Here is a 26772-nt window from a genome sequence, read left to right on the forward strand (position 1 = left end):
CCGCGCCGCCATCAGGAGGTGGCAGGCACCTGCGGGGGCAGGCCAGCCACCAACGGGGTGTCTGCGCCGAGCGCGCCGAACTTGGCGGCGCCGCCGGGAGAGCCCAGCGGCTCATCCCTGCCGTCCAACGTTTCGGTGAAGAAGACTTCGTTGTCGAGCAGATACGGGTGCAACGCGTCGGGCAGGTCGTCCTCGTAGTAGATCGCCTCGACCGGGCACACCGGCTCGCAGGCGCCGCAGTCGACACATTCGTCGGGATGGATGTAGAGGCTGCGGGCGCCTTCGTAGATGCAGTCGACCGGGCATTCCTCCACACAGGCCCGGTCCAGCACATCCACGCAGGGCTGACCGATCACGTACGTCATGTCGTATATTTTACACGAATAGTTCGTACTTATTGAAGGGGCGAATGCCACGGATGCCGACCCACCTGACGCACACGCTCCTGGTGCTCGCTCTCGTCATCTCCGCCGCCGTATGGGTAGGCGGTTATGTCGCCATCGTCGTCGTAGCCCGCGCAGCGACGACATCTCTGGACCGGGCCGGTCGCATCGCATTGTTCCGCGCACTCGGCCGCGCCTACCTGCGCGTCGGCATACCGGCCCTGCTCATCGCCTACGGCTGTGGCGCCGGGTTGCTGCGTGATCACCCGGTGGACCCGACCGTGATCATCACCGCCGTCACCGCTGCCGTCCTGCTGGCCGTCCTCGTACTCGGCGTGCTGCAGGCCCGACGCATGACGCACCTGCGACTGCGTGCGCTCGCCGCACCGCAGGAGCTGGACGTGCAGGGTCGCGTCACCGCAGCGGCCCGCCGGGCGGCCGGCCTGCGCGGGGTCATCGGCCTGTTGAGCCTGACGCTGGTGATCCTGGGCTCGATCCTTGCCGGCTGACCTGGCAGCGGGAACACCCAGCGCAAGTACACAGACCCACCGACATCGTCTGCATGGAATAATTCACGATGGATGCCACACGGACGCCGGTCCGATGGCGAGGGTGGGAGCGCACGACGTGACGACGCATGGTTTGTCCCAGCGCCGGGACCTGGTGCGCGCGGAGGTCCTGAAGGCCGGGTATGTCCGCGTGGAAGACCTCGCCCAAACCCACCAGGTCAGTTTGATGACGATGCACCGCGACCTGGATCAGCTGCAGATCGAAGGCTGGATCACCAAGATCCGCGGGGCTGCGACCGCCAACCCGACCGCATTGCGCGATGCCGGCGTCACTGAGCGCAGCATGTCGATGAGCGCTGAGAAAGCCGCCATAGTCCGTGAGGCAGGCCGACTTCTGGGGCGCGGCCAGACGATTTTCCTGGACGACAGCACGACGGCAATCGGCCTGGTCCCGCTGCTGTCGGTACACGCTCCGGTTACCTTCGCCACCAACTTCGTGCCGGCGATGGCTCTGGTCAGTCCGTCCGACGGGGTGGAGGTGAAGCTGCTCGGCGGCACCTATGACCCGCGCCTGCAGTCGTGTTCGGGCCTGCAGACTGTCGACGCGATCAACAATTTGCAGGCAGACCTCTTGTTCATGTCCACGACCGGGATCACCGAGAGCCGCTGCGTGCACCGCTCAGAAGCCACCCTCATGGTGCGCCGCGCGCTCCTGGCCCGCAGTCTGCGCAAGGTGCTACTGGTCGATCATGCAAAATTTGGTCGACCTGCACCCCATGTGCTGTGCGGGGTGGAGGCGTTCGACACGATCATCACCGATGATCGGGCCTCCGAAGAAGACCTGCAAGGGCTGCGGGAACGGTGCACCGACGTGCGTGTTGCCGCCACCGAACCCTGAGGCCATCGCGCACCGGGGATGTTAGATCAACCAATCGCGACATGATTCCCAGTGCGTCGACCATCATGACCTGCGTCGCGAGTGCCCCGGAAAAACGGCGTCTCGACGTCGAATAGCCACGCCGACAGCGCTTTGACGCAATCCCCCCATAACGCCGGCATCTGCCACCGCGACGATTTCGCCCAATATTTATCGGTGTGGGGCAGCGCCGCGGACGGATGGGTGGACATCACAATTTGGTCTCGGGAGTGGCGAACTTCACACAAAGGCCTATATGTTGCCGACCACAACAATTTATGGTGGCGGCCTTCCGGGTGCCACGTCCCCGAGAAAGGTGTTCTTCATGCGCAAAGAAGCGCTGAGCCTGGCGGCCATTACGGCAGTCGGCGCCCTTGCCCTGGTCGGCTGCGGCAGCAGTTCCACAAGTCCGAGCTCCTCCGCTGCACCAGCGGGCTCGTCCTCGACCGGCTCGGCCTCGGCCTCGGCCTCGGCCACCGGCGGCGGCGACTCCGCCAAGATCGACGGCAAGGGGGCGAAGGTCGGCATCATTCTGCCGGACCGCACCACGTCCAACCGGTGGATCTCCACCGACCCGGCCGCGCTGAAAGAGCGCTGCGCAACCGACAACCTCAAGTGCGATATTCAGAACGCCAACAACTCGGCGACTCAGATGGCGACCATTGCCGACTCGATGATGAGTAACGGCGTCAAGGTCCTGATGCTGGTCAACCTCGATTCGGCCTCGGCCGCGAAGATCGAGACCAAGGCCAAGTCCAAGGGCATTCTCACCATCGACTACGACCGACTCACCCTCGGCGGCAGCGCAAGCCTCTACGTGTCGTTCGACAACGTCGCCGTCGGCAAGCTGCAGGGCCAGACACTGGCAGGCTGCTCGCAGGTCAAGGACAAGAAAGCCGTCAGCTACGTGGAGTTGAACGGTGCTCCGACCGACAACAACGCGACGCTCTTCGCGCAGGGCTACAACAGCGTGCTCAGCAAGCAGGCCGGTTGGACCAAGAAGGCCGACCAGTCGATCGCCAACTGGGACAACACCCAGGCCGGCATCACGTTCGCCTCGATGCTGCAGAAGAACCCGAACCTCGACGCTGTGATGGTCGCCAACGACGGCATGGCAGGCCCGGTGATCACCGATCTGAAGAAGCAGAAGAAGAACGGCAAGGTCGCGGTGTCCGGTCAGGACTCCACGGTCGAGGGTCTGCAACGGATCATGACCGGCGACCAGTGCTTCACGATCTACAAGCCGTCCGTCGGCGAGGCCTACCCGGCCGTGGATGCAGCAGCCAAACTGGCAACCGGCTCGTTGCCGAAGACCACCACCACGATCAAGGACACCCAGACCGGGCGCAACGTGCCCGCCATCCTGGCCACTCCCATCGCGATCACCAAGACGAACGTCGCCAAGCCGATCAACGACGGTTACACCCCGAAGTCCGCGGTCTGCACCGGTAGCTACGCAGCGATGTGCACCACGAACGGCGTCAAGTAGTCCATCCCAGCGGGCGGTCGTAGCGGCAGCCCTTGTCATCACCCGTATCGACGCGGGAGCCTCCACCGGTCGTGCCTTGCGGCACGACCGGTGGTTGTCCCGCAGGAGCCCTGATGCCTGAACACTCCGTCCCAACCCCCACCACTACCGATGAGCCGATCCTGCGGATGCGCGGTATCAACAAGAATTTCGGTGCTGTCCACGTCCTGAAGGGCGTCGACTTCGAGGCCCGGACCGGCGAGGTCACAGCGCTCGTCGGCGACAACGGGGCCGGCAAGTCCACCCTCGTCAAATGCATCGGTGGCACCCACCCGATCGACTCCGGCGAATACCTCTTCGAGGGTAAGCACGTGACGGTGCACGGGCCGCGTGACGCCTCGGCACTGGGCGTCGAGGTCGTCTACCAGGATCTGGCACTCTGCGAGAATCTGGACGTCGTCCAGAACATGTTCCTGGGCCGTGAGCGGGTCAATTCCCGCGTCATGGATGAGGACTCGATGGAGCTCGCAGCTTCTGATGCGCTCAAGTCGCTGTCGGTGCGCACGTTGTCCTCGGTGCGGCAGCGGGTGTCCAGCCTTTCCGGTGGGCAGCGGCAGACCGTAGCCATTGCCAAAGCCGTGCTCTGGAAGGCAAAGCTCGTCATCCTGGACGAGCCCACGGCCGCCCTCGGAGTCGCGCAGACCGAACAGGTGCTGCAACTGGTGCGCCGACTCGCCGACCAGGGCGTCGCGGTCATCCTCATCTCGCACAACATGAACGACGTCATGCAGGTGGCAGATCGGATTTCTGCCCTGTACCTCGGTCAACTGGCAGCCACCGTCGAGACGGCCTCGGTGACCTCGACCCAGGTCGTCGAACTGATCACCTCGGGGCGATCCGGTGACATCGGGCTCAACGCCGCCAAGCCGCTAGGAGAAGCATCATGACCATGACCGACAGCGACCGCACACCGGCCGCCACGGCCGACTCGCAGGCATCAGGTGGGGATCTGAGGCAGTATTTCGCGGCCTATGTCCGGCGGGTCCGCGGCGGCGACATGGGGTCCTTGCCGGCCGTCGGGGCGCTCATCGTGCTGGTGGCCGTCTTCTCGGTCGTCGACTCCGCGTTCTTCTCCCTCGGTAACCTGTCCAACCTGATCACCCAGGCAGCGCCGGGGGTCCTGCTCGCGATGGGGGTGGTCTTCGTACTGCTGCTCGGCGAGATCGACCTCTCTGCGGGAGTCACCTCCGGAGTAGGCGCCTCGATCGTCGCCGTGCTGTTGTCCAAAGGCCTGCCGTGGCCGTTCGCCTGCCTGGTGGCGCTGGCCGCCGGCGCAGTCATCGGTCTGTTCATCGGCTGGATGCGGACCAAGGTGCGGGTGCCCTCCTTTGTGACCACCTTGGCGCTCTTCCTGGCGCTGCAGGGCGTGGTCATCCTGATCGTGAACACCACGGGCACCTCCGGTGCGCTGTCGTATCGCAACAAGACGCTTGACGCGCTCGAGAACTCGTTGATGCCGGTCTGGCTCGGTTGGCTCATTGCAGTGCTGATCACGGTGGGCTTCGCTGCCACTCAGGTGCGCCGAATCGTGGCCCGTCGCCGTCGCGGATTACCTGTCGAGCCGACGATCGTCCTGGCCGCAAAGATCATCGGTTGCGCCGTCATCGTGTTCGGAGCCACCGCGCTGCTCAATATCAATCAGAACTCGGGTGCTGCCCCAGGAATCACCCAGACAGCAAGCGGTCAACTCGTCCAGACCAAGGCCCCCACCCTGCAGGGTGTCCCGTGGGTCGTCCCACTGGTGCTGGTGCTGGTCGTGTTCCTCGGCTTCGTCCTCAACCGCACGCGGTACGGGCGACACATCTACGCCGTCGGCGGTAACGACGAGGCTGCCCGCAGGGCCGGTATCCGGGTCGACGCGGTGCGCGTGTCGGTCTTCGTCATCGGATCAGTGCTGGCCATGGTCTCCGGAATCGTGCTCGGTTCGGAGTACGGCGTCAGCCAGCAGACCGGTAACGGAAACACCCTCCTGCTCGCCGTCGGTGCTGCCGTGGTCGGTGGCACCAGCCTCTTCGGTGGCAAGGGCAAAATCACCGACGCCCTGATTGGTGGACTGGTCGTGGCCGTGATCATCAACGGGATGTCTGATCTGCTGCAGGGCAAGAACAACGCCGCCTACCAGGCCATCGTCACCGGGATCGTGCTCGCGCTCGCCGCGACCGTCGATGCCCTGTCCCGCCGACGCGCGGGATCCAGCGGACTCGGCTGAGCGGGTGGTTGCTCGCGACGATGCCGCTCGTCCTGAGCAAATCCGAGAACACAACCTCGGCCTGCTCCTGCGGTTACTGCACCGACAAGGTGAGTTGACCCGTAGCGAACTGGTCGAGGCGACCGGACTGAATCGCAGCACCATTGCCGCGCTGGTCTCGGAACTGGCGGACCAGGGCATCGTGACCCAGAACCGCAAGACACCCACGACGTCCGGCGCCGGCCGGCCGTCGTACACCGTGGTCGCGTCGCGGCGGGCGGTCTACGGGCTGGCCGTGGATATCGACGTGCGCTCGGTGCGGGTCGCGGCGTTCGGGCTGGGTGGGGACCAGATCTCGCAGCGATCCTGGAAACATCAGGACCGCTCAGCGCGTCCGACCGAGGTGGTGCAGCAGCTGGTGCGAGCGGCCGCGTCCATAGCGCAGGAGATCTCGGGCGCCCGGTGTATCGGCGTGGGGGTCGGGGTGCCGGGAGTCGTTCGGGCGGCCGACGGCCTGGTGCTGAATGCGCCCAACCTGGGCTGGCGCAGTGTCCCGTTCGGAGTGCTGCTGGCGAACGCGTTCGACGTGCCGGTCCGATGCGGCAACGACGGCGACCTGGCCGCGCTCGCTGAGCATCAGCGCGGCGTCGCCACCGGGCACGACGATCTGGTGTGCGTGATCGGCAGGGTCGGGGTCGGCAGCGGCATCGTTTCAGCAGGGCTACCGCTTCGCGGTTCGCGGGGGTACGCGGGAGAGATCGGGCACCTGTGCATCGATCCGCAGGGTCCCCCGTGCCATTGCGGTCGTCGTGGCTGCCTCGAGCAGTACCTCGGCACGCAGGCGATACTGGATGCAGCCGCCGCCGAGGGGCTGCACGTGCTCGCCCTGCCCCAGCTGTTCCAGGCTGCAACGCAACGCAACCCGGCCGCGCTGCGGGCATTGGACGGTGCGGCACGTCACCTGGCACGTGGGCTGTGCGATCTGATGAACCTGTTGGACCCACAGATGGTGGTCCTGACCGGCCATCTCGCTGACGTCCTGACCCACAGCGGCGACATCGTCCGCGACGGCATCAGCCACGCGGCCGTCGCTGACACGACGCGCCCGGTCAAGCTGACCCGTGGCCTGCTCGCCGAACCGACGCTGGTGGGGGCCGCAGAGTTGGCCTTCACGAGTCTGCTCAGTGGTGAGATCGTGACGCGCGGAATTCCGGCGCAGGAACTACCCAGCTGACCGCGTCCGGGACCCGACCCGCTCGAGTACGTCCGCTCGGTAGGTCTGCTCGGCGTCGGTCGCCAATACGGACCGACGAACGAGCTGCTGCACGCATGCCAGCGCCACACCGTACGACCCGTAGGCCACCTCGCAGACCAGGGCCAGTTGTCGCAACTGCAGGTCACTGAGCCGGTCCAGGTGGGCCAGGTCACGGACGTACAGGACATCGGCCTCGACCAGGTGATGGGCCGCCTGCTGCATCGGGTCCGCCCATTGAACGGGGGCCAGCGGCCACGTCTTGGTGTTCACGAACCGGTGCGGGACGAAACCCTGCCCGCGCAGCTCCAGGTCGATATCTGCGAAAGTCGGCTGCCCCTCGTACAGACGGTGGAAGCCGACTTCGGTGTGCACGGCAACGGCTGCGGCCAGCCGCGCCCGACCATGGCGGAACACCTCCAGCTCCCCACCCTGGATGTCGATCTTGAGCAGATCCATCCGCTCGATCTCCTCGATGTCGTCCAGGCGCACGGTCGGCACCTCGATCCGGTCGAGGACGGCTGCCATCGCGGGGAAGTCGGTCAGCAGTGCCAGCTGTCCGTGATCCGGCTCGAGGGTGCTGGTGAACCCGGACTCTGCGCACAGCCGCAGTACCTGGGTGGATCCGTCGCCGACGGCATACGGCAGATACCGGTGCCGCTCATCGGTTGTTGCGGTCAGCTGCGCGAACGCCGCCGGTTGAGGTTCGAAGCCGGTAACCCGGCCGATGCCGGACTCCAGCAGCGGGGCGTACGGGGGTGTGCCGTCGATCGGGTTGGCGCCCACATCCACGATCTGCACCGGCAGGTCCGGGTCGTGCAGCAGAGCAGTCGTGGCGGATTTCGGTGGCGTTGTCACCGGCCCAGACTAGGCACCCGCCGACGGACATACTGAAACCATGAGTATGGACACCGAACCGCAGGACGCCGCACCAGAAGACCGAGCCGACCACAGCACCGATGCACCCGCAGAACGGTTGATGGCCGACCACGACGAAGCAGGCGATACCGGATACGCCACAGATTCTGCGGCCAGCGGCGGGAAGGGCGCGCCGGTCATGCGGGGGTTCAGCTTCGCTGAGCAGGACGCCATGAAACATCCCGGCGACGGTCCGAATGCTCGCGATTGAGGTGCACTGACACCGGCCGTGCCGGTCTCTTGCGTCGGCACACCGGTCATCAAAAATGCGCCGCTGACCGGGTCGGTCAGCGGCGCATTTTCAAGAGTTGACCGTCAGGGGCGGGCGTATCCCGAGGGGGTGCCGTAGATGGGCTGGATCTTGACGTGGTCGCCCGGCTTGGGAGCCGCGATCTCCATGCCGTTACCGAGGTAGATGCCTACGTGATAGGCCGGTGAACCGAAGAACACGAGGTCACCCGGCTGCGGGTTGCTGACCGGGGTAAGCGCGGACTGCTGCGCGGCAGCCGTGCGCGGCAGGTTGATGCCGACCTGCCGGAACACGTAGCTGGTGAACCCGGAGCAGTCGAAACCACTGGGCGTGGTGCCGCCCCAGACATACGGAACGCCCAGGTAGCGCTCTGCGATCGCAATGACGCCACCGGTTGCTGCCGGAACGTTGGTGACCGGGGTGGAAACGGGCGGGGTGGAGACAGGCGGGGAGACAGGCGTGGTGGAACTGCCTTGGCCGCCACCGTTCTGCGTGCCACCGACCCGAGTGGATGCGGCGCCGGAAGGTGCGACCGGCGGACGGGTGGCGGATCGCGAGGTCAAGGGAGCCGGCGCGGGCTTCGGAGCCACGTACGTACGGGCGACGATTGCCGACAGCTGGGTCTCCGCTGCTACTGCATTACGAATTCGGGGAGCTGCGACGGGCGCGGACACCACCTCGGCAAAGTGCCGACCGGTGAACTGCACCAGGGTCAGCGACGACTGGGCCGGCGTCGCGGCGACCTGCGCGGGTGCGACGGCAGCCTGCGCGGACTGGGAGAAGACGGCTGAGGCCACCAGGCCGCCACCCACAGCTACTGCTGCGGACACGCGCGCGGTGGAGTTGACCGAGGACGCCAACTTGTTCGGAGCGCGGTGGCGCCCACGGGGTTGCAAAAACGACATTGGAGAAACCTCTCGGCGCCTACGAGGTGAGCTGTCGGGCTCGGGTGGAGGTTACCCGGTTCGTAGCAGTCGATACCCCGTATGCGGCTGCTCGTAACTTTGCCCCGAGGTCGCCCGTGGTGCGGCGACCGAGGGTGGTTCCCCCGCTCCTGCCTTGCGGTTTGTGCATTCCCGGGCTGCTGGCAGGACTCGGCGGTGCTGCTCGGGGGACCTCAGGCTGAGATCCGTTGGAAAAGATACAACAGATCCACAGATGGTCACAAACGGGTCACGGGAGCCTGTGCAGAACCTATGAGGGGTCGGTGTCCTGGGAGTCTGCGGGCCCGACCGCGACGAAGACGTGGCTGGCAATCTCGCGCGGCAGCGAGACCCCCTCCGGCCCGTCCGGCACCTGCGCCAGGACGCGTCCGTCAGCGGTGTGGGCAATGATCGAAGCGCCCGGGCGAATCCCCGCAGCAGTCAGAACTTCGAGCGTCGACTGATCTGCCTGGGCGGGCTCGCCGATGCGGCGAACAACCAGGTTCGCGGGCTGCGCCGACACGACGTCCGTCAACGGCACGACGCCGTCCCGGAAGTTCTGCACCGGACTGGTCGAACCGAGCTCGGCCAGTCCGGGGATCGGGTTCCCGTACGGGGACAACGTGTGTTCCGGCAGCATGTCGAGGATCTTGCGCTCGACCCGCTCGCTCATCACGTGCTCCCACCTGCACGCCTCTTCGTGGACGTATTCCAGCTCCAGACCGATCACGTCGACCAGCAGCCGCTCCGCCAGCCGGTGTTTGCGCATCACCCGCGTCGCGATACCGCGACCGTGCTCGGTGAATTCAAGGTGCCGGTCCCCGGCGAGGGTCAACAGACCGTCGCGTTCCATCCGCGCCACCGTCTGGGACACCGTGGGCCCGGAATGACCCAGGCGCTCGGCAATGCGTGCCCGCAACGGAACGATCCCCTCCTCCTCGAGGTCGAAGATCGTGCGCAGGTACATCTCGGTGGTGTCGATCAGGTCAGTCACCACCATAGTTTCCCATCGATCGCGGATGGGCGGGCCGATCGCGTGCTCAACACCGGACGGGAATGATCGGGGCGGGTTGCACGTTTGCACAGATGACAGTCGGTGGTCACCCCCCTGAACACCGACTGTTGAATGAGGGTCCTGGGGTTCTTCCCCATGACGAGCGGGCTTAGCGCCATGCTCGGGAGGTCGCCTTCCTCCCCCGGTCGGCGACCTCCCTCCTCCCTCAGCCCTCTTCGACAAACCCGTTGCGCTGTGGCAGAACTGGAATTATCGTGCTGGGTACACGAGAAAAGGAGGTGGTCCCAGAGTGCATTCAACAAGGACGCGTGAGGTGGTTGCGCACTAGCGCAGCCCGTCAGTCAGCGGACAGCGCGGTGAATACCACGCACCACCGCAGCCCGTGGGGCGCGACCCGTCCATCGCGTGCCGGCCACCAGGCCGGAGCCCACGGGCTGTTTCACGCCCCGAAGACGCGAGTGGCAGACCCTCGTGTCAGGGCTGCAACCGCTCGTTCGTCCAACAGCTGGGGTCATCCAGCGGCCCGTCACCGGAACACTGGAAGAGCACCCGGTCATGCAGCCGACTGCGCTGCCCAACCCAGAACTCCACCGTCTCGGCACGGATCAGGTAGCCACCCCAGAACGACGGCAGCGGTACGTCATCCGCGCGACCGTTGTCCGGGTAGCGCTGCGCATACTCACGCTCGACCTGCTCCAGTTCGCTGCGACCGGTCAGGGGGGCACTCTGGCGCGATGCCCAGGCACTGATCCGCGAACCCCACGGTCGCGACTGGAAGTACTGCGTGACCACGTCGCGCGGTAGTTGTTCGGCGCGTCCGGTGAAGCGAATCGAATGGTAGAGCGCGGGCCAGGTCAAGCTTGCCGCGATACGCGGATCAGCGGCAATATCGCTGCCCTTACGCGATGTGAGATTGGTGTAGAAACCCGGGCCGCCCGGGGTGAGGTAGCGCATCAACACGGTACGGACCGTCGGCGACCCGTCAGCGTTCACGGTGGCCACGCTGATAGCGTCCGGCTCCTGCACACCTGGCGCGTCGTCGTCGGCCGCGGCCTCGCGTGCCTGCCGCACCCATTCGGTGATGATCGGCCAGGGCGCGTCCGGCACCTGACCGTCTTCCAGTCCGTGCCCGTCGTAGTCCCATCTGGTGACGTCGCTCATCCAGCCAGGTTAGGCGCTGGCAGACTCTAGCCCGTGACCATCGTGATTCCCGCGGACCTGCTGCCCGCCGACGGACGTTTCGGGTCGGGGCCGAGCAAGGTTCGTCCCGATCAACTGCAGGTTCTGCAAGAAATCGGCAGCAACGTCATCGGCACCTCGCATCGGCAGGAGCCGGTCCGCGCACTTGTCCGCGAGGTGCGGCAACTGCTGAGCGACTTCCTCAGCGCGCCGGACGGCTACGAGATCGTGCTCGGTAACGGCGGGTCGACGCTCTTCTGGGACGTCGCGACCTTCTCGCTCATCGAGCGATTCTCGGCGCATGGGGTGTGCGGCGAATTCAGCTCCAAGTTCGCCGCCGCCGTCGCTGCCGCCCCGTTTCTGGACGAGCCCGCCGTGAGCCGATCCGCCCCTGGCGAGGTCACCCCGCTGGTCGCGGTACCGGGTGCGGACAGCTACGCCTACGCGCAGAACGAAACCTCCACAGGCGCCATGCAGCCCGTGCGCCGAGTGGCCGACGCCGACGCAGGCGCGCTGTCCCTGGTCGATGCCACCTCTGGCGCGGGCGGACTGCCCGTAGACCTGGCAGAGGCCGACGTCTACTACTTCGCCCCGCAGAAGTCCTTCGCCTCCGACGGCGGCCTGTGGTTCGCTGCGATGTCACCGGCAGCGCTGCAGCGGACCGCGGCTGTCGCGGCGTCGGGGCGGTGGATCCCGCCGAGTTTGAATCTGCAGACCGCAGTGACCAACTCGCGACTGGACCAGACGTACAACACCCCCGCTATCGCGACCCTCGCGTTGATGGCGTCCCAGCTGCGGTGGTTGATAGCGGGCGGCGGTCTGGACTTCGGGGTATCCCGCAGCGCGCAGAGCAGCACCCGGCTCTACGACTGGGTCCAGGCGCGGCCGTTTGCCGCGCCGTTCGTGTCCGACCCGGCCGCGCGTTCGGCCGTGGTTGCCACCATCGACTTCGAGGAGTCCATCGACGCCACCCTGCTGGCCTCGACGCTGCGCGCCAACGGGGTGCTGGACACCGAGCCCTACCGCGCCCTGAAGCGGAACCAGCTGCGGATCGGGATGTACCCCTCCGTCGATCCCGACGACGTCAGTGCCCTGACCGCCTGCATCGACTACGTCGTCGAACGCCTCGCCTGACCCACGAAAGGTCGCCTCATGCCTGATCTCAACCTGACCCGGGACGAATGCGCCCGCCGTAGCACCGAACTACGCGTGCTGGACTACACCGTCCGGCTGGACCTGCGTAACGCTGGGGACCCTGAGCAGGCCACCTTTGACTCGATCAGCACCGTACGGTTCGCCGCGAGCACCGTCACCAGCTGGATCGACATCGTGGCGCAGGACCTGGTGGCGGCAACGCTGAACGGGGCCGCGCTGGACGTGAGCGGGTACGACGGCGCGCGCCTGCCGCTGCCCGGACTCGCGCCCGACAACGAACTGGTCGTGCACGCCCGCCCGCTCTACAGCCGCACCGGCGAAGGGCTGCATCGGTTCACCGACCCGAGCGACGACGCGACCTACCTCTACACCCACTTCGAACCCACCGAGAGCAGAAGGATGTTCGCGGTCTTCGAACAACCGGACCTCAAGGCGCACTTCACCTTCACCGTCATCGCGGACGCCGGTTGGCTGATCCGCTCGGGGCAGCCCGAGGTATCCCGCCGCGAATACGACGGGCTGGCCGAAGTTGTTTTCGCACCCACTCCCCCGCAGTCGTCCTACATCACGGCGATTGCGGCTGGCCCGTATCACCTCGCTACCGACGAATGGTCCGTGCAGCGGGCCGACGGGCGCCGGCTCACCGTTGCGCTCGGGGTGCTGTGCCGCGCGTCGATGGCGCCGCACCTGGACGCGGAGGACATCTTCACCGTCACCCGACAGGGCCTGTCCTACTTCGATGACCTCTTCGCATTCCCCTACCCCTGGGGCAAGTACGACCAGATCTTCGTGCCGGAGTACAACATCGGCGCCATGGAGAATCCCGGACTGGTGACCTTCACCGAGAGTTACCTGCACCGCGGAACCGCCACGATCGCAGACCTGACCAGCCGGTCCGAAGTGATCCTGCACGAGATGGCACACATGTGGTTCGGCGACCTGGCGACGATGCGGTGGTGGGACGGGCTGTGGCTGAAGGAGTCCTTTGCGGACCTGATGGGTTACCAGGCCAGCACCGAAGCCACCCGCTACACCTCGGGGCTGACGATGTTCGCCATCGGCCGCAAGCAGTGGGCCTACACCCAGGACCAACGACCGACCACCCACCCGATCGCGGCCGATATCCCCGACATCGAGGCCGCCGCGCAGAACTTCGACGGCATCACCTACTCCAAGGGCGCCGCGGCGCTGCGGCAACTGCAGGCGTACGTCGGTCGTGAGGCATTCGACGAGGGCGTGCGCGGCTATTTCGCGGCCCACGCGTGGGGCTCGACCGAGCTGGCTGACTTCCTGGCCCCGCTCGCCGCCGCGAGCGGTCGGGACCTGGGCAACTGGGCAGATACCTGGTTGCGCACCAGCGGCCCCTCACAACTCAATGTCACGGTCGCCGAGCGTGACTCGCGTACCACCCTCACGTTGCGCCAGACGATGCCCGCGGGCTCAGCGCCCGAGGATCTGCGCACCCATGTCTTCGGAGTCGGCCTGTACGCCGACCGCGACGGTGTGCTGACGCAGCTGTCCCGCGTGCCGGTCGAGATCACCGACGAGGCCACTCTCGACCTGGCCGGCACCGCCCCCGATCTGGTCCTGCCGAACGACGATGACGCGACCTACGCCATCGTCCGACTGGACCTGGCTTCCCGGCAGTCTGCGCAGCGCTCGGTGTCCACGATGCAGTCACAGCTGGCCCGGGCGCTGCTCTGGTCGGCGCTGTGGAACCACACCCGCGATGCCCAGCTGGGCGCCGAAGAGTTCCTGGACACGGTCCACTCCCAGCTACCGAGCGAGCGCGATCCGTTGCTGGTGGATGCAGTGCTGTCGATGGCCCGGACCGCGGTGGCGGGCTACCTCACCGGCGAGCGGCAGGAGCACCATGCCGGCCGTCTTAGTCGCCTGGCGCACTCTCGGATCGGTGAGACCGATGGCGACGAGGCGATGATCTGGGCCGGGGCGCTGGCGTCGTTCGGCGCGATGACCGCGACTGCGGCCCCGCTGATCCAGCCCTTCCTCGATCCGACCGCGACCGGGTCGGGCCCGGCGACCGACCTGCCGGCCGACCCCGAGTTGCGCTGGGAACTCATCACGGCGCTGGCCGCCACCGGGTCGCGCACTGTTGCCGGGCTCGAATCCGATCTGAGCGCCGACTTCACGATGAGCGGTCGCCGGGCGTACGAGCGGGCGGTCGCGAGCCTGCCGACCCAGCAGGCCAAGGCGACGTCGTGGGACATCCTCACCGGCGTCAGCGACATCCACCTGACCAACGACGGTCAGCGGGCGCTCATCGTCGGCTTCCGGCAACCTGCGAGCGGCGGGCTGGCAGCCGCTTTCGCACCTCGCTACTTCGAGATCCTCGAGCAGCTGTGGGCAACGCAGTCCCAGTCGATGGCCATGCGATTCGTGACGGGCCTCTTTCCGGCGCCCGAGACCGGCAGCACTCTTGACACCGACCGGGTCATCGTGGCGGCGCGCGACTGGCTGGACCAGCACACCGCTGCCCCTGCTGCACTGCGACGCGGAGTGATCGAAGGTCTCGACGACGCCGAACGGATCCTGCGGGTGCGCGCGTTCGACGCGTCGTAACCCGCCATCAACGCACGATTGCGGCCACCACTGCGATACCGATGAAGACGGCGAGCGCAGCAAGCACGATCCACCGCCGGAACCGCGGCGACATCACGCCACCCGCTCAGGCAGTACCTCGCGGGCAGCCTGACGCGAACTGACCTGGATCTGTGGCAGGCGGGAGAGCGGCTGGCGTTCGATCCGTAGACGGAGCTGTTCATGTCGCATCAGGTACACCATGGCACCGATCACCGTCAGCCCGGTCGCGATGCTGCCGACCAGGATGGTCCACCGGGGTCCCCAGGCGGACCCGATCCACCCGATGATCGGCGCGCCGATCGGCGTGCCGCCCAGGAAGATCGCCATATAGAGCGACATCACCCGCCCGCGCATCTCCGGTGAGACAGCCAGCTGCACCGTCGCGTTGGCCGTGGTGAGCACGGTCAGCGCGCACAACCCGGTGGGGATGAGGAAAAGACCGAAGAGCCAGAAGTTCGGGGCCAGTGCAGCTGCGGTCGCAGCGACAGTGAAGCCCGTCATTGCGATCAGCAGCACCCGTAGCCGAGGCCGCGGGCGCCGCGCCGACATCAACGCCGCAGCCAGCGAACCGACCGCCATGATCGACCCCAGCGCACCGTAGGCAGTCGCGCCCTGATGGAACTGGGCGGTGGACATGAGAGCGATGGTCAACTGGAAGTTCATTCCGAAGGTACCGAGCATGAAGACCATGAACATGATCAGCATGATGTCGGGGCGCTCTCGGACATAGGCCACACCCTCGCGGATACGCCCCTTCCCCGCGCTGCGAGGTGCGGGCCGCAACTCTGCGGCGCTCAGCAGACTCAGCGCGATCAGGACAGCCACAAAGGAGACCGTGTTGACCGCCAACGTCCAACCGGTGCCCACCGCGGCAATCAACAGGCCGGCCACGCCGGGACCGATCAACCGCGCACCGTTGAACGACGCACTGTTCAGGCCCACGGCGTTGGCGAGGCGCTCCCGGGGGACCATCTCGGACACGAACGCCTGGCGCGTGGGGTTGTCGAACGCTGTTGCGACACCCTGCGCCGCGGCAATCAGGTAGACCTGCCAGAGGCTGACGACCGAGCTGAGAACCAAAACCGCCAGCACCGCGGAGGTCACCGCGAGAGCCGTCTGGGTCGCGAGCAGAACCGTGCGCTTGGAGAAACGGTCGCTCACGGCGCCCGCGATCGGCGCCAGCAGTACGACCGGCGCGAACTGCAACGCCGTCACGATGCCGAGCGAGGTCGAGTCATGGTCGGTGAGCTGGGTCAGGACCAGCCAGTCCTGGGCAACCCGGCCCATCCAGGTACCGACATTGGAGACCAGGGCTCCGGCAGCGTAGATGCGGTAGTTGCGGTATCGCAACGAGGCGAACGTGGGACTCATCGCGCCACTGCGATACCGCGGACGCCTGCGCGACGAGCACTACAGACTCGGCGCGGGTACGCGGTTTCGGGGCAGAGACGTGTCATCAGCATGGCAAACCAATTATATTGGTTGACTATTCCTTGTGCTGCCCAGCCCGTAACTGGACAGTTCCCAGCTAACCTCCAGGGATGGCGCGAATACTGCACTCATGACCACAGCCGAAGCCCGCCTCCTGATCGCCGAAGATGAGCTGAATATCCGCGAATTGCTCTGCACGAGCTTACGATTCGCGGGATTTGAGGTGTTCTCGGCCTCGAACGGCGCCGAAGCGGTGGAGGTCGCGACGACCCAGCAGGTCGATCTGGCCGTGCTGGACGTCATGCTCCCGGACATCGACGGCTTCAGTGTCACCCGCAAGCTGCGTGATCACGGCCAGCAGATGCCCATCGTCTTCCTGACCGCGCGCGACGCGACCGAGGACAAGGTCAAGGGCCTCACGGTCGGCGGTGACGACTACGTCACCAAACCTTTCAGCCTCGAAGAGGTGGTGGCCCGGATCCGCGCGGTACTGCGCCGCACCAGGCTCGATCAGCGCGAGAGCCCCGCCCTGGTCGTCGGTGACCTGGAGTTGGACGACGACTCCCACGAAGTCACCCGCGCCGGGAGGGTGATCGAGGTCTCCCCCACCGAATTCAAACTGCTGCGGTACCTGATGCTGAACAATGGCCGGGTGTTGTCTAAATCTCAGATCATCGACCACGTGTGGGACTACGACTTCCGCGGCGAGCCGGGCATCGTTGAGAGCTACATCTCCTACCTGCGTCGCAAGGTCGACGTCGACGCGGTGCCGCTGATCCACACCAAACGCGGAATCGGTTACGTGCTGCGCGCTCCTCGCGAGTGAGTTCACACCGCAACTCGATCTGGCGTCGCGGTCTACGCGAGCTGCACGAGCTGCCGTTGCGGCTGCGGCTGTCCGCCTTGCTGGTCGCGATGCTGATGGTCGGCCTTCTGGTCACCGGAACCGCTGCCACCTACGAGTTGCGCGGCTTCCTGCAACGCCAGGAGGACGTCGAACTTCAGGTGACCTCCGGGCAGTTGGTCGCCGCGTCGGTAGCACGTCACCAACAGCCCGGATCTCCTGCGCCGTCGCCCTCGATCACCCGCAACGGGTATGTGGTCCGGCTGCAGTGGACCACCGACACGCCGCAGGACTATTTCCGCAGCGGTACCAGCCAACCGCTGTTCCCCACCCTGAGTCCGACGTCGCCGCAGGTACGCGATGGCAAGCCGTTCACCGTTGGTTCCGTCAACTCCAACAGTTCGTGGCGGGTCGTGGCGGGCACCACCGTCGTTGACGGGGTCGCCGTTCCTTACGCCGTGGCGGCCTCACAGGACAGTCTGCATGCGACGGTCGACCGACTCGCAGCCATCGTGGCGCTCGCCGGTCTGATCGTGCTGCTCGCTTTCGCGGTGCTGGGTTGGTACGCCGTGCGCCGGACCCTGCGCCCCCTCACCAATATTCAGAGCACGGCCCGCCGGATCGCCGCCGGCGACCTCACCCAACGCATCCCGGTGCATCAGACGCGTGACGAGGTTGCCAGCCTGGCCCACTCACTGAACCTGATGCTCGGGCGCATCGAAGTCTCGTTCGCAGCCCGGCAGGCATCCGAGGAGCGGATGCGGCGTTTCGTGGCCGACGCGTCCCACGAGCTGCGCACGCCGCTGGCGTCCGTACGCGGCTACGCCGAGCTGTACCGGATGGGTGCCGTGACCGGCGCGAAAGACGTCGCTGCAGCGATGCGCCGCATCGAGGACGAGGCAACCCGGCTGGGAATGATGGTTGATGAGCTGCTGTTGCTGACCCGACTGGATACGCCCGAATTCGGACCGGGCGAAGCCGGCCGCCCGTTCACGGCGGTCGACCTGACCGTCCTCGCGGCGGATGCGGTGCAGGATGCCCGGGCGCGCGCGCCGCATCGCACAATTCGGATACTCAGCCTGCACGGCCCGCTGCAGGCGACCATGGTGTCCGGCGATGACGCAGCACTGCGCCAGGTCCTGACGAACCTGCTGACCAACGCCCTGCGGTACACCCCCTCCGATACGCCGATCGAGGTACTGGTGGGTTATCAGAAGGACGCGGATGAGACTGCACACGTCATCGTGCGCGATCACGGGCCGGGTGTGGAGGCAGCTCTGAGCGAACGGGTCTTCGAGCGGTTCTACCGGGCGGACGCCGCTCGCAACAGCGCGCACGGTGGCAGCGGGCTCGGGCTGGCCATCGTCTCGGCCATCATCACCTCGCATCAGGGCACCGTGGCGCTCACCCGGACCGCCAGAGGGGGTGCGACCTTCACCATCGGGATACCGTCAATCGCACAGCGGCCCCACAAGAAGCGCGAAGGTTCGAACAAGATTTCTGTCGCAAACTGGACCGCAGATCAGATTCATGCCGAATGAGGAGTTTTAATGTCGCAGGACCAGTCCCCCGACCAACCGCAGGGACCGTCGGCGGATGGTGACCGTCCGCACACCGACCCGTCCAGCACCCAACCCATCCCTGCGCAGCAGCCGACCTATGGCCAGTACGGAGCCCAGGGTCAGCAGAACCAGCCAAACCAGCCAAACCAGCAGGGTCAGTCCTCCCCCTACGGCCAACGGAGTCAGCAGGGGCAGCAGGGCCAACAGAGCCCCTATGGGCAGCAGAACCAGCAGGGTCAGGGGCATGGTCAGCCTGGTCCGTACGGCCAGCAGAGTCAGAACCGGCCCTCGCCCTACGGGCAGAACCCCTACGGCGCTCCCGGACAGTCGTCGCAGCAGGGCGCATTCGGACAACCCTCGAACGGTTCATCCAACCCGATGACCACCCCACCGACCCCGTCCGGCACCACCAGGCGCCGGTCCCGAGGCGTGTGGTTCGCGGTGCCGATCGCCGCCATCCTCGCCGCCGCGCTCGCGTCCGGCACAACGTATGCCCTGACCAACAACCCCGACAGCGCGTCGGGCGGCACGGGCAGCCCGAGTGTCAAGATCAACCCCTCCGATTACCAGAACAACAATGCCGTCAACTGGACCAGCGTCGCGTCAAAGGTCAGCCCGTCCGTCGTCTCGATCACCGTCAGGGTGGGCAACAGTGGCGACCAGGGGTCCGGTGTGGTGCTGGACAAGTCCGGAGACATCGTGACCAACAACCACGTCGTCGCCGCGGCGAAATCATCCGGCTCGGTGCAGGTCACTCTGAGCAACAACAAGACCTACTCCGCCAAGATCGTGGGCACCGACCCCAGCACCGACCTGGCCGTGATCAAAATTACGAACGCGCCCAGCGACCTGACGGCCATGCCGTTCGGCAGTAGCAAATCACTCGTCGTGGGACAGCCCGTAATGGCGGTCGGAAATCCGCTCGGTCTGTCCGGTACCGTCACGACGGGAATCATCAGCGCTCTCAACCGCCCGGTCACCACATCTGAAGCACAGGCAGGTCAGGCCGCCGATCCGGTAGTCACCAATGCCATCCAGACCAGTGCTGCCATCAACCCGGGCAACTCCGGCGGTGCACTGGTGAGCGCCAGCGGTAAATTGATCGGGATCAACTCCTCGATCGCGACTCTGGGTCAGAGTTCGCAGACCACGCAGTCGGGCAATATCGGCATCGGTTTCGCCATCCCGGTCGAGGTTGTCAACAACATCACCGGCCAGCTCCTCAAGAGCGGCAAGGCAGTCCACGCTCAGCTCGGCGTCACGGCCGGTACCGCCATCGCCAAGGTGGACGGCGCCACGCAGGCCGCAGCGCAGGTCAAATCGGTTAAGTCCGCCAGCGCCGCCAGCCGCGCCGGCCTCAAGGTCGGCGACTTCATCATCGATGTCGACGGACAATCTGTCGCCGGGAGCGATTCGCTCGTCGGATTCGTGCGTGCACGCAACGTGGGAGACAAAGTGAAGCTGACAGTGATTCGCAACGGCAACAAGCAGGACGTCACCGTCACGCTCGGCAAAGCGCCGAGCAACTAACGCTGTTCAGCAGAACGGGGCTCGACCGGGATCCGGTCGGGCCCCGTTCTGCTGCCTGTGGATAACTTCTGGGACCACGGTCGCTGCACCGTAGCGTGCGGTGACAACGGGTCAGCCAACCGGGCGGCCCGACAGATTTCCACCCGATATTTTCCCAGGAGAAGCAATGACTGCAGGCAACAGCGGCGCATTCGCCGTCGACAGCGGCCAGCTCACGCAGCACAGCACTGACGTGACAATGATCGCCGAACAGATCCACGACTCGATGAACACGATGCGCGTCAAACTGGAGTCGCTACAGGGCTCGTGGAAAGGTGCGGCCGCAGGTCAGTATGTCCAACTGCACCACGAGTGGGAGGTCGCCCAGGAGAGGGTACGGATCGCGCTGGAGGACATCAGTTCCTCCCTCGCCCGAGCAAGCAGCGCCTACTCCTCTGTCGAGCAACAGGTCACAGCCGTTTTTCGGCCATAGTGCACTGAATCAAAGCGTGGCCGCCACCTCGGTCGCCTGCCGTATCGCTCGTTTGGCATCCACTTCGGCGGCCACGTCTGCCCCACCGATCAGATGACGTTTCGGGTCCTGGGCATCGGCCAGATCGCACACAGACTCCTGACCGGCGGCGATGACGATCGTGTCGACCTCCAGCAACAGCTGCTCGGACCGGCCCTCGCTGTCAGTGTCGTCGCCGGAGCGGACGGTGACGTGTAGGCCGTCGTCGTCGATCAGGTCGTAGGTGGCGCCGCCGATGAACGTCACTCCGCTGTCCTTAAGCGTCTGGCGATGCACCCAGCCGGTGGTCTTACCCAGGCCTTTGCCCAGCGGTGCCGGCTTACGCTGCAGCAGGTAGACGGTGCGAAGCGGCTCGTCCCCGCTCTTGGGTCCCACGCCACCTCGCGCTTCCTGCGGGTCGAGCACTCCCCAGCGCGATTTCCAATGCTTCAGCGACTCTCCGCTCTCGTGCAGCAGGAATTCACTCACGTCGAAGCCGATCCCGCCGGCGCCGATCACCGCGACCCTGGGGCCGGCGGTAGCGCGCCCACTCAACAGGTCGTCGTACATCACGACGGTGAGGTGTTCGATGCCCGGGATCGAGGGCCGACGGGGCTTGACCCCGGTAGCGACGATGGTGTGATCGAACCCCGCAAGGTGACTTTCGTCCACCCGGATGCCGGTACGCAGCTGCACACCGAGTACCTCCATCCGACGCGTGTAGTAGCGCAGCGTCTCGGCGAACTCCTCCTTACCGGGAATCCTCATCGCGTACCGGAACTGGCCACCGATCTCGTCCTGCTGCTCGAATACTGTGACCTGGTGCCCGCGCTCCGCACTCGCGACTGCGGCAGCGAGCCCGGCCGGTCCGGCACCGACGACCGCGACCTGCTGCGCCGCGTGCGGGCCGACGGGGATCAACCGCAACGTGGTCTCGTGCCCGGCGCGGGGGTTGACCAGGCAACTGGCCCGCTTGTTGGCGAACGTGTGGTCCAGACAGGCCTGGTTGCACGCGATACAGGTGTTGATCTCATCGCCGCGCCCTTCCCGGGCCTTGTTGACGAACTCAGGATCGGCCAGCAACGGGCGAGCCATCGAGATCAGGTCGGCGTGGCCGTCGGCCAGGATCTGCTCGGCCACTTCTGGGGTGTTGATCCGGTTGGACGCCATCACTGGTATCCCGACGTGCTCGCGCAGCTGGCCCGTGACGGAGGCGAAGGCCGCACGCGGCACGGAGGTGACGATGGTGGGGATCCGGGCCTCATGCCAGCCGATCCCGGTATTGATGACCGAGGCGCCGGCAGCTTCGATGCGCCCTGCGAGCTCGACTGTCTCCTCCCAGTCCTGCCCATCCGGCAGCAGATCCAGCAATGACTGCCGGTAGATCAGCAGGAAGCCGGCTCCTACCGATTCGCGCACCCGACGGACGACCTGCTCGGGGAAACGCATCCGATTGCTCGCGCTGCCACCCCACTGATCGGTGCGCTCGTTGGTGCGTGCCGCGAGGAACTGGTTGATGAGGTAACCCTCCGAACCCATGATCTCGATGCCGTCGTAGCCCGCCTGCATTGCCAGCCGCGCTGCCTTCGCGAAGTGGCTGATGGTGCGCTCGACGTCCTTTCCGGACATAGCGCGTGGCGCGAACTTGCTGATCGGGCTCTTCACTGCGCTCGCCGACTTCACGAAGGGGTGGTAGCCGTAACGACCGGCGTGCAAGATCTGCATCGCGATCCGGCCGCCGGCCTCATGTACTGCCTCGGTGATGACCTTGTGCTTGTCGGCCGCCCGCGAGGATGAGAGCTCCGAGCCTGCCGGTAGCAACCAACCGGTCTTGTCGGGCGCGAAACCGCCGGTGATCAGCAGGCCGGTGCCACCGCGCGCGCGCTCGGCAAAGTACTCCGCGAGCTCGCCGAAGTGCCTGGAGCGATCCTCCATCCCGGTGTGCATCGAGCCCATCACGACCCGGTTAGGCAGCGTGACGTCACCGATCGTGATCGGGGCGAGCAGTCTGTCGTAGGACATCGGTGTTCTTCTTTCCTCAGGTTCTGTCAGCATTTTCGGTCGCGGTCAGCATCTTCAATCGTGGACAGCGCGGGTATGCGCTCGGTGAGTACGGTCAACATCTCGTCGCACCAGTCCACGTAGCTGCGCTCTTGACGGATACCACCGCGCAGCACGAGGTAGACGGGTAGTTGCCGATCGGGGATGGCTGCCAGGTTGCAGAAGTTCGCTGCCAGATCGGCTTCGTAGCGCGTCAACCGCTGCTGATGCTCGGTGCGTTGCTGGCCGATATCCGCGTAAATGGCAGTCGCATCCCCGAACGGCAGGGCACGCACCTTGACCGCCAGGTCGCTGCGCAGCGGCTCACGCCGGCTCGGGGTCGCCGTCCACGCAGCCAGTTCGGCGCGGCCCTGCGGCGTCAGGTCGTAGACCTTGCGATCGGGTCGACCATGACCCTGCTCAACGGTGCCGTACACCGACTGGGCAGCTTCCAGACGTGCCAGCACCCGGTAGATCTGCTGATGGGTGGCGGTCCAGAAGAAGCCGATCGAGGCATCGAAGCGACGCGTCAGGTCGTACCCGCTTGCGGCACGTTCGGCCAGCGACGTGAGAATCGCATGATCGAGGGCCATGCACGTAGTTTCATATGCACCTCAGTGCATAGTCAAGACGTCCCGGGTCCCCCTCCCCAGTAACCCGACGCTCGACCGGCGAGTGGGCGGCAGAGGCTCGCTCGTCGCTCAGCGTTCCGTTTGCGAGCGCAGCATCCGCAGCACTGTCTTGTCGATCCACCCGTCGCGCAACCGCAGCTCCAAGTTCTCCACCCCCGCGAAACCGTCAAGATCTTTGTACCCGGCGGCTTGTAGTCGCTGCCGCACCTCCCATGCAAGATCGCCCTGTAACGGCAGCAGATCCTCCGTGCTCGGCGCCTTGAAGAGCACATCGTGGATATCGAGCAACCGGCCGAGTTCGCCGACCGGATCGGTGTGATCGTCCACCCGCAGGTCGTAGGCGACATCGTCGCCGGGGGTGTACCCGCCGACTTCGGACACCACGTAGAGCGCCGAGGACTGACGCCCGCGCCGATCTCCACCGGCGCGGTCCCCCGCCACCAGTGCGGCGTACAGCCGCCGTGCCAACGACGCGTCTGCAGCAGCTGTCCAGGCGGTGTGCATGGCGTCGACCACCTGGGGGCCGACCAGGATGTTGCCCTGGATCGCGACGTCCGGGCCGGTGATGCCGCCCGCCCACTGCATGCAGGACGCACCGGTGAAGGTCGCACCGCCACCGGCGGCGTCGACCACGCCGACCTGGCGCTCTTCGCGTAGTTCATCTGCGGCCAGCAGCCGGGCCAGCGTCGCGTCGGCGTCTAGTCCGTCCGCGAGCGCAGCGAGACCGTCGCGTTTGTAGAGCGTATTGGCGAACGACTGGGTCGCTATCGCGCCCAGCCCGAGCCGGGCGGCGGGTACTGCCGCTCCGACACCGAGGAACTTGGAGGCGACCGCGACACCGAGGTCACCGGTCGAGGAATCGCGGCCGACGATGGAGAAAGTCATGGGATGACGCTACTGACTCAACCTTCCCCGCGTCTGCTGCGTAGACAATGCAGGAGACCGACAAGGAGTGGGCGATGAAGCCGACTGACACCGATGAGTTCGTGGCGTTCGTGCGCGTCTCGTCACCCGGGCTGTTGCACACGGCCTGGTTGTTGTGCGGTGACGCCCATCGCGCAGAGGAAATGGTGCAGGAATCCTTCGAACGCGTCTATCCCAAATGGGTACGGGTGAACAAGGGCGGCCAACCACTGGCCTATACGCGCCGGGTGCTGGTCAACCTCAATACCGACCGGTGGCGGCGCACCCGCAAGGAGTCGCTGACCAACGACGGCGAATTACGCGACGCCTCGGACGCCCGCGAATCCGGCGTGGAGGACCGCGACCAGGTCATCCGGCTGCTGCGGTTGCTACCGGCGCGCGAACGTCAGGTCGTCGTCCTCCGGCACTACGCCGACATGTCCGAGCACGATGTCGCTGAGCTGCTGGGGATCAGCACTGGCACCGTAAAGAGCAGTGCGTCCCGAGGTCTGGCCACCATGCGCGCCGCGATAGCCGCCCCGACCGAACACGAGGAGAGCCGCTCATGAACGCCTACGACAACGACATCGAAACCATGCTGCGGGAGGCACCGGCGCCGGACATGGGCATCGACCCGAGCGCCGTGATCGCCGGAGCCCAGCGCTCGGTTCGGCGCCGACGCGCCACTGTGGGAGCCTTCGGACTGGCTGCCGCGCTCGTCATCGGTGCGACTGTCGGCACCACCCAGTTGGCGAATCATCAGTCCAGCACCGTGCCCGCGCAATACGGCACGAGCGGCCCACTCGGCGCCTTGTTCAAGGATTCGAAGGTGGGCGAACAGCGCTTCAGCGAGTACATCGTCAGCCGCAGCGCAGCGGGCGAACTGACAGTCCGCACCAACGCTCCAGGCACCACACCATTGCCGAGAACCGGCGCCCTACCCGGTGGGATCGCCGCCTTCCGCGATGGTCAGCACGTGGTGGTGCTCGCCCCGCTCCCACGGATAACCCAGGACGCAATGGTTGTGTTCAAAACCACCGACAACAACGGTGGGGGCGTCACAAGCTCGGGAATGCGGCTGTCGACAGGCCACACCGTTGCTGTATTCGTCACCGAAAAGCCGGCGACGCCCCAGGCCGTTCTGTGGAATGTCGGGGCCGACTATTTCTCCTCCACTGGTGAACGCGGCCAGGTTGCGTCCTTTACCGACGCCCGGGTCTACTGGTTCCCGAAGCTGAATGTCTACGGATTCGCCGCGAGCGATGGCGGTACTTCGAAGCAGGAACCGCCATCGAACAGCTATCTAGGAGGCGGACAGCTCACGGGCGGCAAGTCAAGCTCCTTCTTCGCCGCCGCAGTACCTCGCGGAGCACGTGCGGTCAGCGTGCAGGCGCGGGCCGGCCAGAGGTTGAATCCGTTGCAGATCAAACCACTGGGCACTTCGCCATACGACGTCGTGTATGTGACCTCGCCGCCGACCCCCGGCGATCACACTGCCATCGTCGGGAGCATCACGTGGACCGACTCAACCGGGCGGCACACCAAGAGCTTCTCGTGACCAGCCGTGCTGCGGCGCTGATCGCCCTCACCGTGATCGGCACTGGACTGGCGGGATGCGGGTCGCCCCCGCCAACTCAACCCGGCGCCCTTTCCTCGACCTGCCCGGCACTGTCTAACAGCGCCGCTACCCGATCGAGCTTGTATCTAAGCCATCCAGCCAACGGACTGGTCCTCTATCTGCCCGACAACGACGCACCCCCCGCGACCCAGGCCGATGGCACGACATTGCAACACTCACATACCGACCTGGCATCCCAGAAAAGCGACGGCACCTTGTCGCTGCGCCGGGCCGGAAGCACCGTTGACCTCCCAGTGACCGGGGGCGGTGCCTGCGGCATCGCCACCTTCCGCGACGGCCAGGACACCATCACCTTGGCGCCTACCGCACCGGACGCTGTCCAGACACAGCTGATGGACGGTTCGACGCAGGTTGGCGGCGCTTCTCAACCGGTCACGCTGGTGTCTGGTATGACTGTCTTGGCCGCAGATAGGTTCGGCGCTGCACCCAAGCGCCCGCGTGTCTTCTGGAGTACCGCAGCTGGCCAGTTCCTTGCCGGCGACGGCGAGCAAGGTCAGGTATTGAGTATCGACGGGGTTACCGTCGTGGTCTTCGCGAAATCGCAGCTGGTGTCGATGACCGCACCGCCGGGCACCTTCTCCCTCAACCCGATCGGACGGATGCCGTCGATCGCCGAGGTTTCCACCAGTGAAACTCTCGCCACCTACGTCGCGCTCCTTCCGGCCGGTGCGCACGCCGTGTCGATGCAACTGAACCCGCCGAGTGGCACACCGTCGACAGGCCAGGGTGCTGTCGTTGTGCGACGGGTGCCTGGCACGTCGTACGACGTCGCGGCCGTCGGCCCGCTGCCGGGCGGGTCGTTCGGGCTGGTGATGAACTGGATCGACAAGATCGGAAAGGCGCGCACATGGTCCATGCACTGATCCGCCCGTCGCATCGGATGG

General features: G+C 66.0%; 25 protein-coding genes and 1 riboswitch. Of the genes, 16 read left to right on the forward strand and 9 right to left on the reverse strand.

All coding sequences use genetic code 11. The annotated features are described in order from the left end of the window. Nucleotides 1-11: 11 nt before the first annotated feature. On the reverse strand, nt 12-365 hold the full coding sequence (gene fdxA, locus V3G39_16870) for a ferredoxin (protein XAS76291.1): 354 nt from the start codon (nt 363-365) through the stop codon (nt 12-14). 53 nt (nt 366-418) lie between these two features. Here fdxA and V3G39_16875 point away from each other — a divergent pair, with 53 nt between their 5' ends. From V3G39_16875 to V3G39_16900, 6 genes are all read left to right on the forward strand, one after another. Further along, nucleotides 419-892 carry a hypothetical protein gene (locus V3G39_16875; GenBank protein ID XAS76292.1) on the forward strand — a complete coding sequence of 158 codons (474 nt, stop codon included), beginning with the start codon at nt 419-421 and terminating at the stop codon, nt 890-892. Nucleotides 893-986: 94 nt separating this feature from the next. Then, a complete protein-coding gene (locus V3G39_16880; GenBank protein XAS76293.1) occupies nt 987-1790 on the forward strand; it encodes a DeoR/GlpR family DNA-binding transcription regulator in 804 nt (267 codons plus the stop codon). A gap of 343 nt (nt 1791-2133) precedes the next feature. Next, nucleotides 2134-3297 (forward strand): substrate-binding domain-containing protein, encoded by a 1164-nt coding sequence (locus V3G39_16885; protein ID XAS76294.1) that lies wholly within the window; start codon nt 2134-2136, stop codon nt 3295-3297. Nucleotides 3298-3410: 113 nt separating this feature from the next. Continuing rightward, nucleotides 3411-4223 carry an ATP-binding cassette domain-containing protein gene (locus V3G39_16890; protein ID XAS76295.1) on the forward strand — a complete coding sequence of 271 codons (813 nt, stop codon included), beginning with the start codon at nt 3411-3413 and terminating at the stop codon, nt 4221-4223. Nucleotides 4224-4225: 2 nt separating this feature from the next. Next, the gene (locus V3G39_16895) at nt 4226-5545 is read left to right on the forward strand and encodes an ABC transporter permease (protein XAS76296.1); all 1320 of its coding nucleotides are present in this window, start codon (nt 4226-4228) and stop codon (nt 5543-5545) included. A gap of 4 nt (nt 5546-5549) precedes the next feature. Further along, on the forward strand, nt 5550-6758 hold the full coding sequence (locus V3G39_16900; GenBank protein ID XAS76297.1) for an ROK family transcriptional regulator: 1209 nt from the start codon (nt 5550-5552) through the stop codon (nt 6756-6758). Here the strand turns inward: V3G39_16900 and V3G39_16905 are convergent. Then, the gene (locus V3G39_16905) at nt 6747-7634 is read right to left on the reverse strand and encodes an FkbM family methyltransferase (protein XAS76298.1); all 888 of its coding nucleotides are present in this window, start codon (nt 7632-7634) and stop codon (nt 6747-6749) included. The two genes, V3G39_16900 and V3G39_16905, sit on opposite strands and share 12 nt — an antisense overlap. A 40-nt stretch (nt 7635-7674) precedes the next feature. Between V3G39_16905 and V3G39_16910 the strand changes: the two genes are divergently transcribed. After that, the gene (locus V3G39_16910; GenBank protein ID XAS76299.1) at nt 7675-7905 is read left to right on the forward strand and encodes a hypothetical protein; all 231 of its coding nucleotides are present in this window, start codon (nt 7675-7677) and stop codon (nt 7903-7905) included. A gap of 104 nt (nt 7906-8009) precedes the next feature. Here V3G39_16910 and V3G39_16915 read toward each other — a convergent pair whose 3' ends face one another. From V3G39_16915 to pdxH, 3 genes are all read right to left on the reverse strand, one after another. Further along, nucleotides 8010-8849: an NlpC/P60 family protein gene (locus tag V3G39_16915; GenBank protein XAS76300.1), complete on the reverse strand. Its 840-nt coding sequence runs from the start codon at nt 8847-8849 to the stop codon at nt 8010-8012. A 4-nt stretch (nt 8850-8853) separates the two neighbouring features. Next, nucleotides 8854-9054: riboswitch (cyclic di-AMP (ydaO/yuaA leader) on the reverse strand. Between the two features lie 84 nt (nt 9055-9138). Next, a complete protein-coding gene (locus V3G39_16920) occupies nt 9139-9861 on the reverse strand; it encodes a metal-dependent transcriptional regulator (protein ID XAS76301.1) in 723 nt (240 codons plus the stop codon). A 495-nt stretch (nt 9862-10356) separates the two neighbouring features. Beyond that, entirely contained in the window at nt 10357-11043 is a 687-nt protein-coding gene (gene pdxH / locus V3G39_16925; protein XAS76302.1) for a pyridoxamine 5'-phosphate oxidase, read from the reverse strand. Nucleotides 11044-11076: 33 nt separating this feature from the next. Between pdxH and serC the strand changes: the two genes are divergently transcribed. Beyond that, a complete protein-coding gene (gene serC / locus V3G39_16930; protein XAS76303.1) occupies nt 11077-12195 on the forward strand; it encodes a phosphoserine transaminase in 1119 nt (372 codons plus the stop codon). Between the two features lie 18 nt (nt 12196-12213). Then, on the forward strand, nt 12214-14796 hold the full coding sequence (pepN, locus tag V3G39_16935) for an aminopeptidase N (protein ID XAS76304.1): 2583 nt from the start codon (nt 12214-12216) through the stop codon (nt 14794-14796). A 93-nt stretch (nt 14797-14889) separates the two neighbouring features. Here the strand turns inward: pepN and V3G39_16940 are convergent, their stop codons facing one another. Next, nucleotides 14890-16188: an MFS transporter gene (locus V3G39_16940; GenBank protein XAS76305.1), complete on the reverse strand. Its 1299-nt coding sequence runs from the start codon at nt 16186-16188 to the stop codon at nt 14890-14892. Between the two features lie 190 nt (nt 16189-16378). Between V3G39_16940 and V3G39_16945 the strand changes: the two genes are divergently transcribed. The 4 genes from V3G39_16945 (at nt 16379) to V3G39_16960 (ending at nt 20656) form a co-directional block, all read left to right on the forward strand. Further along, a complete protein-coding gene (locus V3G39_16945) occupies nt 16379-17074 on the forward strand; it encodes a response regulator transcription factor (protein ID XAS76306.1) in 696 nt (231 codons plus the stop codon). Beyond that, the gene (locus V3G39_16950; protein XAS76307.1) at nt 17071-18633 is read left to right on the forward strand and encodes a HAMP domain-containing sensor histidine kinase; all 1563 of its coding nucleotides are present in this window, start codon (nt 17071-17073) and stop codon (nt 18631-18633) included. Before V3G39_16945 ends, V3G39_16950 begins: the two co-directional genes overlap by 4 nt. Before the next feature lie 9 nt (nt 18634-18642). After that, on the forward strand, nt 18643-20184 hold the full coding sequence (locus V3G39_16955; GenBank protein XAS76308.1) for a trypsin-like peptidase domain-containing protein: 1542 nt from the start codon (nt 18643-18645) through the stop codon (nt 20182-20184). Between the two features lie 166 nt (nt 20185-20350). Then, on the forward strand, nt 20351-20656 hold the full coding sequence (locus V3G39_16960) for a WXG100 family type VII secretion target (GenBank protein ID XAS76309.1): 306 nt from the start codon (nt 20351-20353) through the stop codon (nt 20654-20656). 9 nt (nt 20657-20665) lie between these two features. Here V3G39_16960 and V3G39_16965 read toward each other — a convergent pair whose 3' ends face one another. The 3 genes from V3G39_16965 to V3G39_16975 form a co-directional block, all read right to left on the reverse strand. Then, on the reverse strand, nt 20666-22696 hold the full coding sequence (locus V3G39_16965; GenBank protein XAS76310.1) for an NADPH-dependent 2,4-dienoyl-CoA reductase: 2031 nt from the start codon (nt 22694-22696) through the stop codon (nt 20666-20668). Between the two features lie 26 nt (nt 22697-22722). After that, nucleotides 22723-23307, reverse strand: a complete 585-nt coding sequence (locus V3G39_16970) for a PadR family transcriptional regulator (protein ID XAS76311.1) — start codon at nt 23305-23307, stop codon at nt 22723-22725. 108 nt (nt 23308-23415) lie between these two features. Continuing rightward, the gene (locus V3G39_16975) at nt 23416-24231 is read right to left on the reverse strand and encodes a DUF1028 domain-containing protein (protein XAS76312.1); all 816 of its coding nucleotides are present in this window, start codon (nt 24229-24231) and stop codon (nt 23416-23418) included. A 74-nt stretch (nt 24232-24305) separates the two neighbouring features. On the opposite strand from V3G39_16975, the gene V3G39_16980 reads away from it, so the two are divergent. Genes V3G39_16980 through V3G39_16990 form a run of 3 tightly spaced genes read left to right on the forward strand, consistent with a single transcriptional unit; the run spans nt 24306 to nt 26751 of the window. Then, nucleotides 24306-24818, forward strand: a complete 513-nt coding sequence (locus V3G39_16980; GenBank protein XAS76313.1) for a SigE family RNA polymerase sigma factor — start codon at nt 24306-24308, stop codon at nt 24816-24818. Continuing rightward, entirely contained in the window at nt 24815-25807 is a 993-nt protein-coding gene (locus V3G39_16985; protein XAS76314.1) for a hypothetical protein, read from the forward strand. Before V3G39_16980 ends, V3G39_16985 begins: the two co-directional genes overlap by 4 nt. Continuing rightward, the gene (locus V3G39_16990) at nt 25804-26751 is read left to right on the forward strand and encodes a hypothetical protein (protein XAS76315.1); all 948 of its coding nucleotides are present in this window, start codon (nt 25804-25806) and stop codon (nt 26749-26751) included. Before V3G39_16985 ends, V3G39_16990 begins: the two co-directional genes overlap by 4 nt. Nucleotides 26752-26772: the final 21 nt, after the last annotated feature.

The sequence above is a fragment of the Dermatophilaceae bacterium Sec6.4 genome (assembly GCA_039636865.1).
In the GTDB taxonomy this organism is placed as follows: Bacteria; Actinomycetota; Actinomycetes; order Actinomycetales; family Dermatophilaceae; genus Allobranchiibius.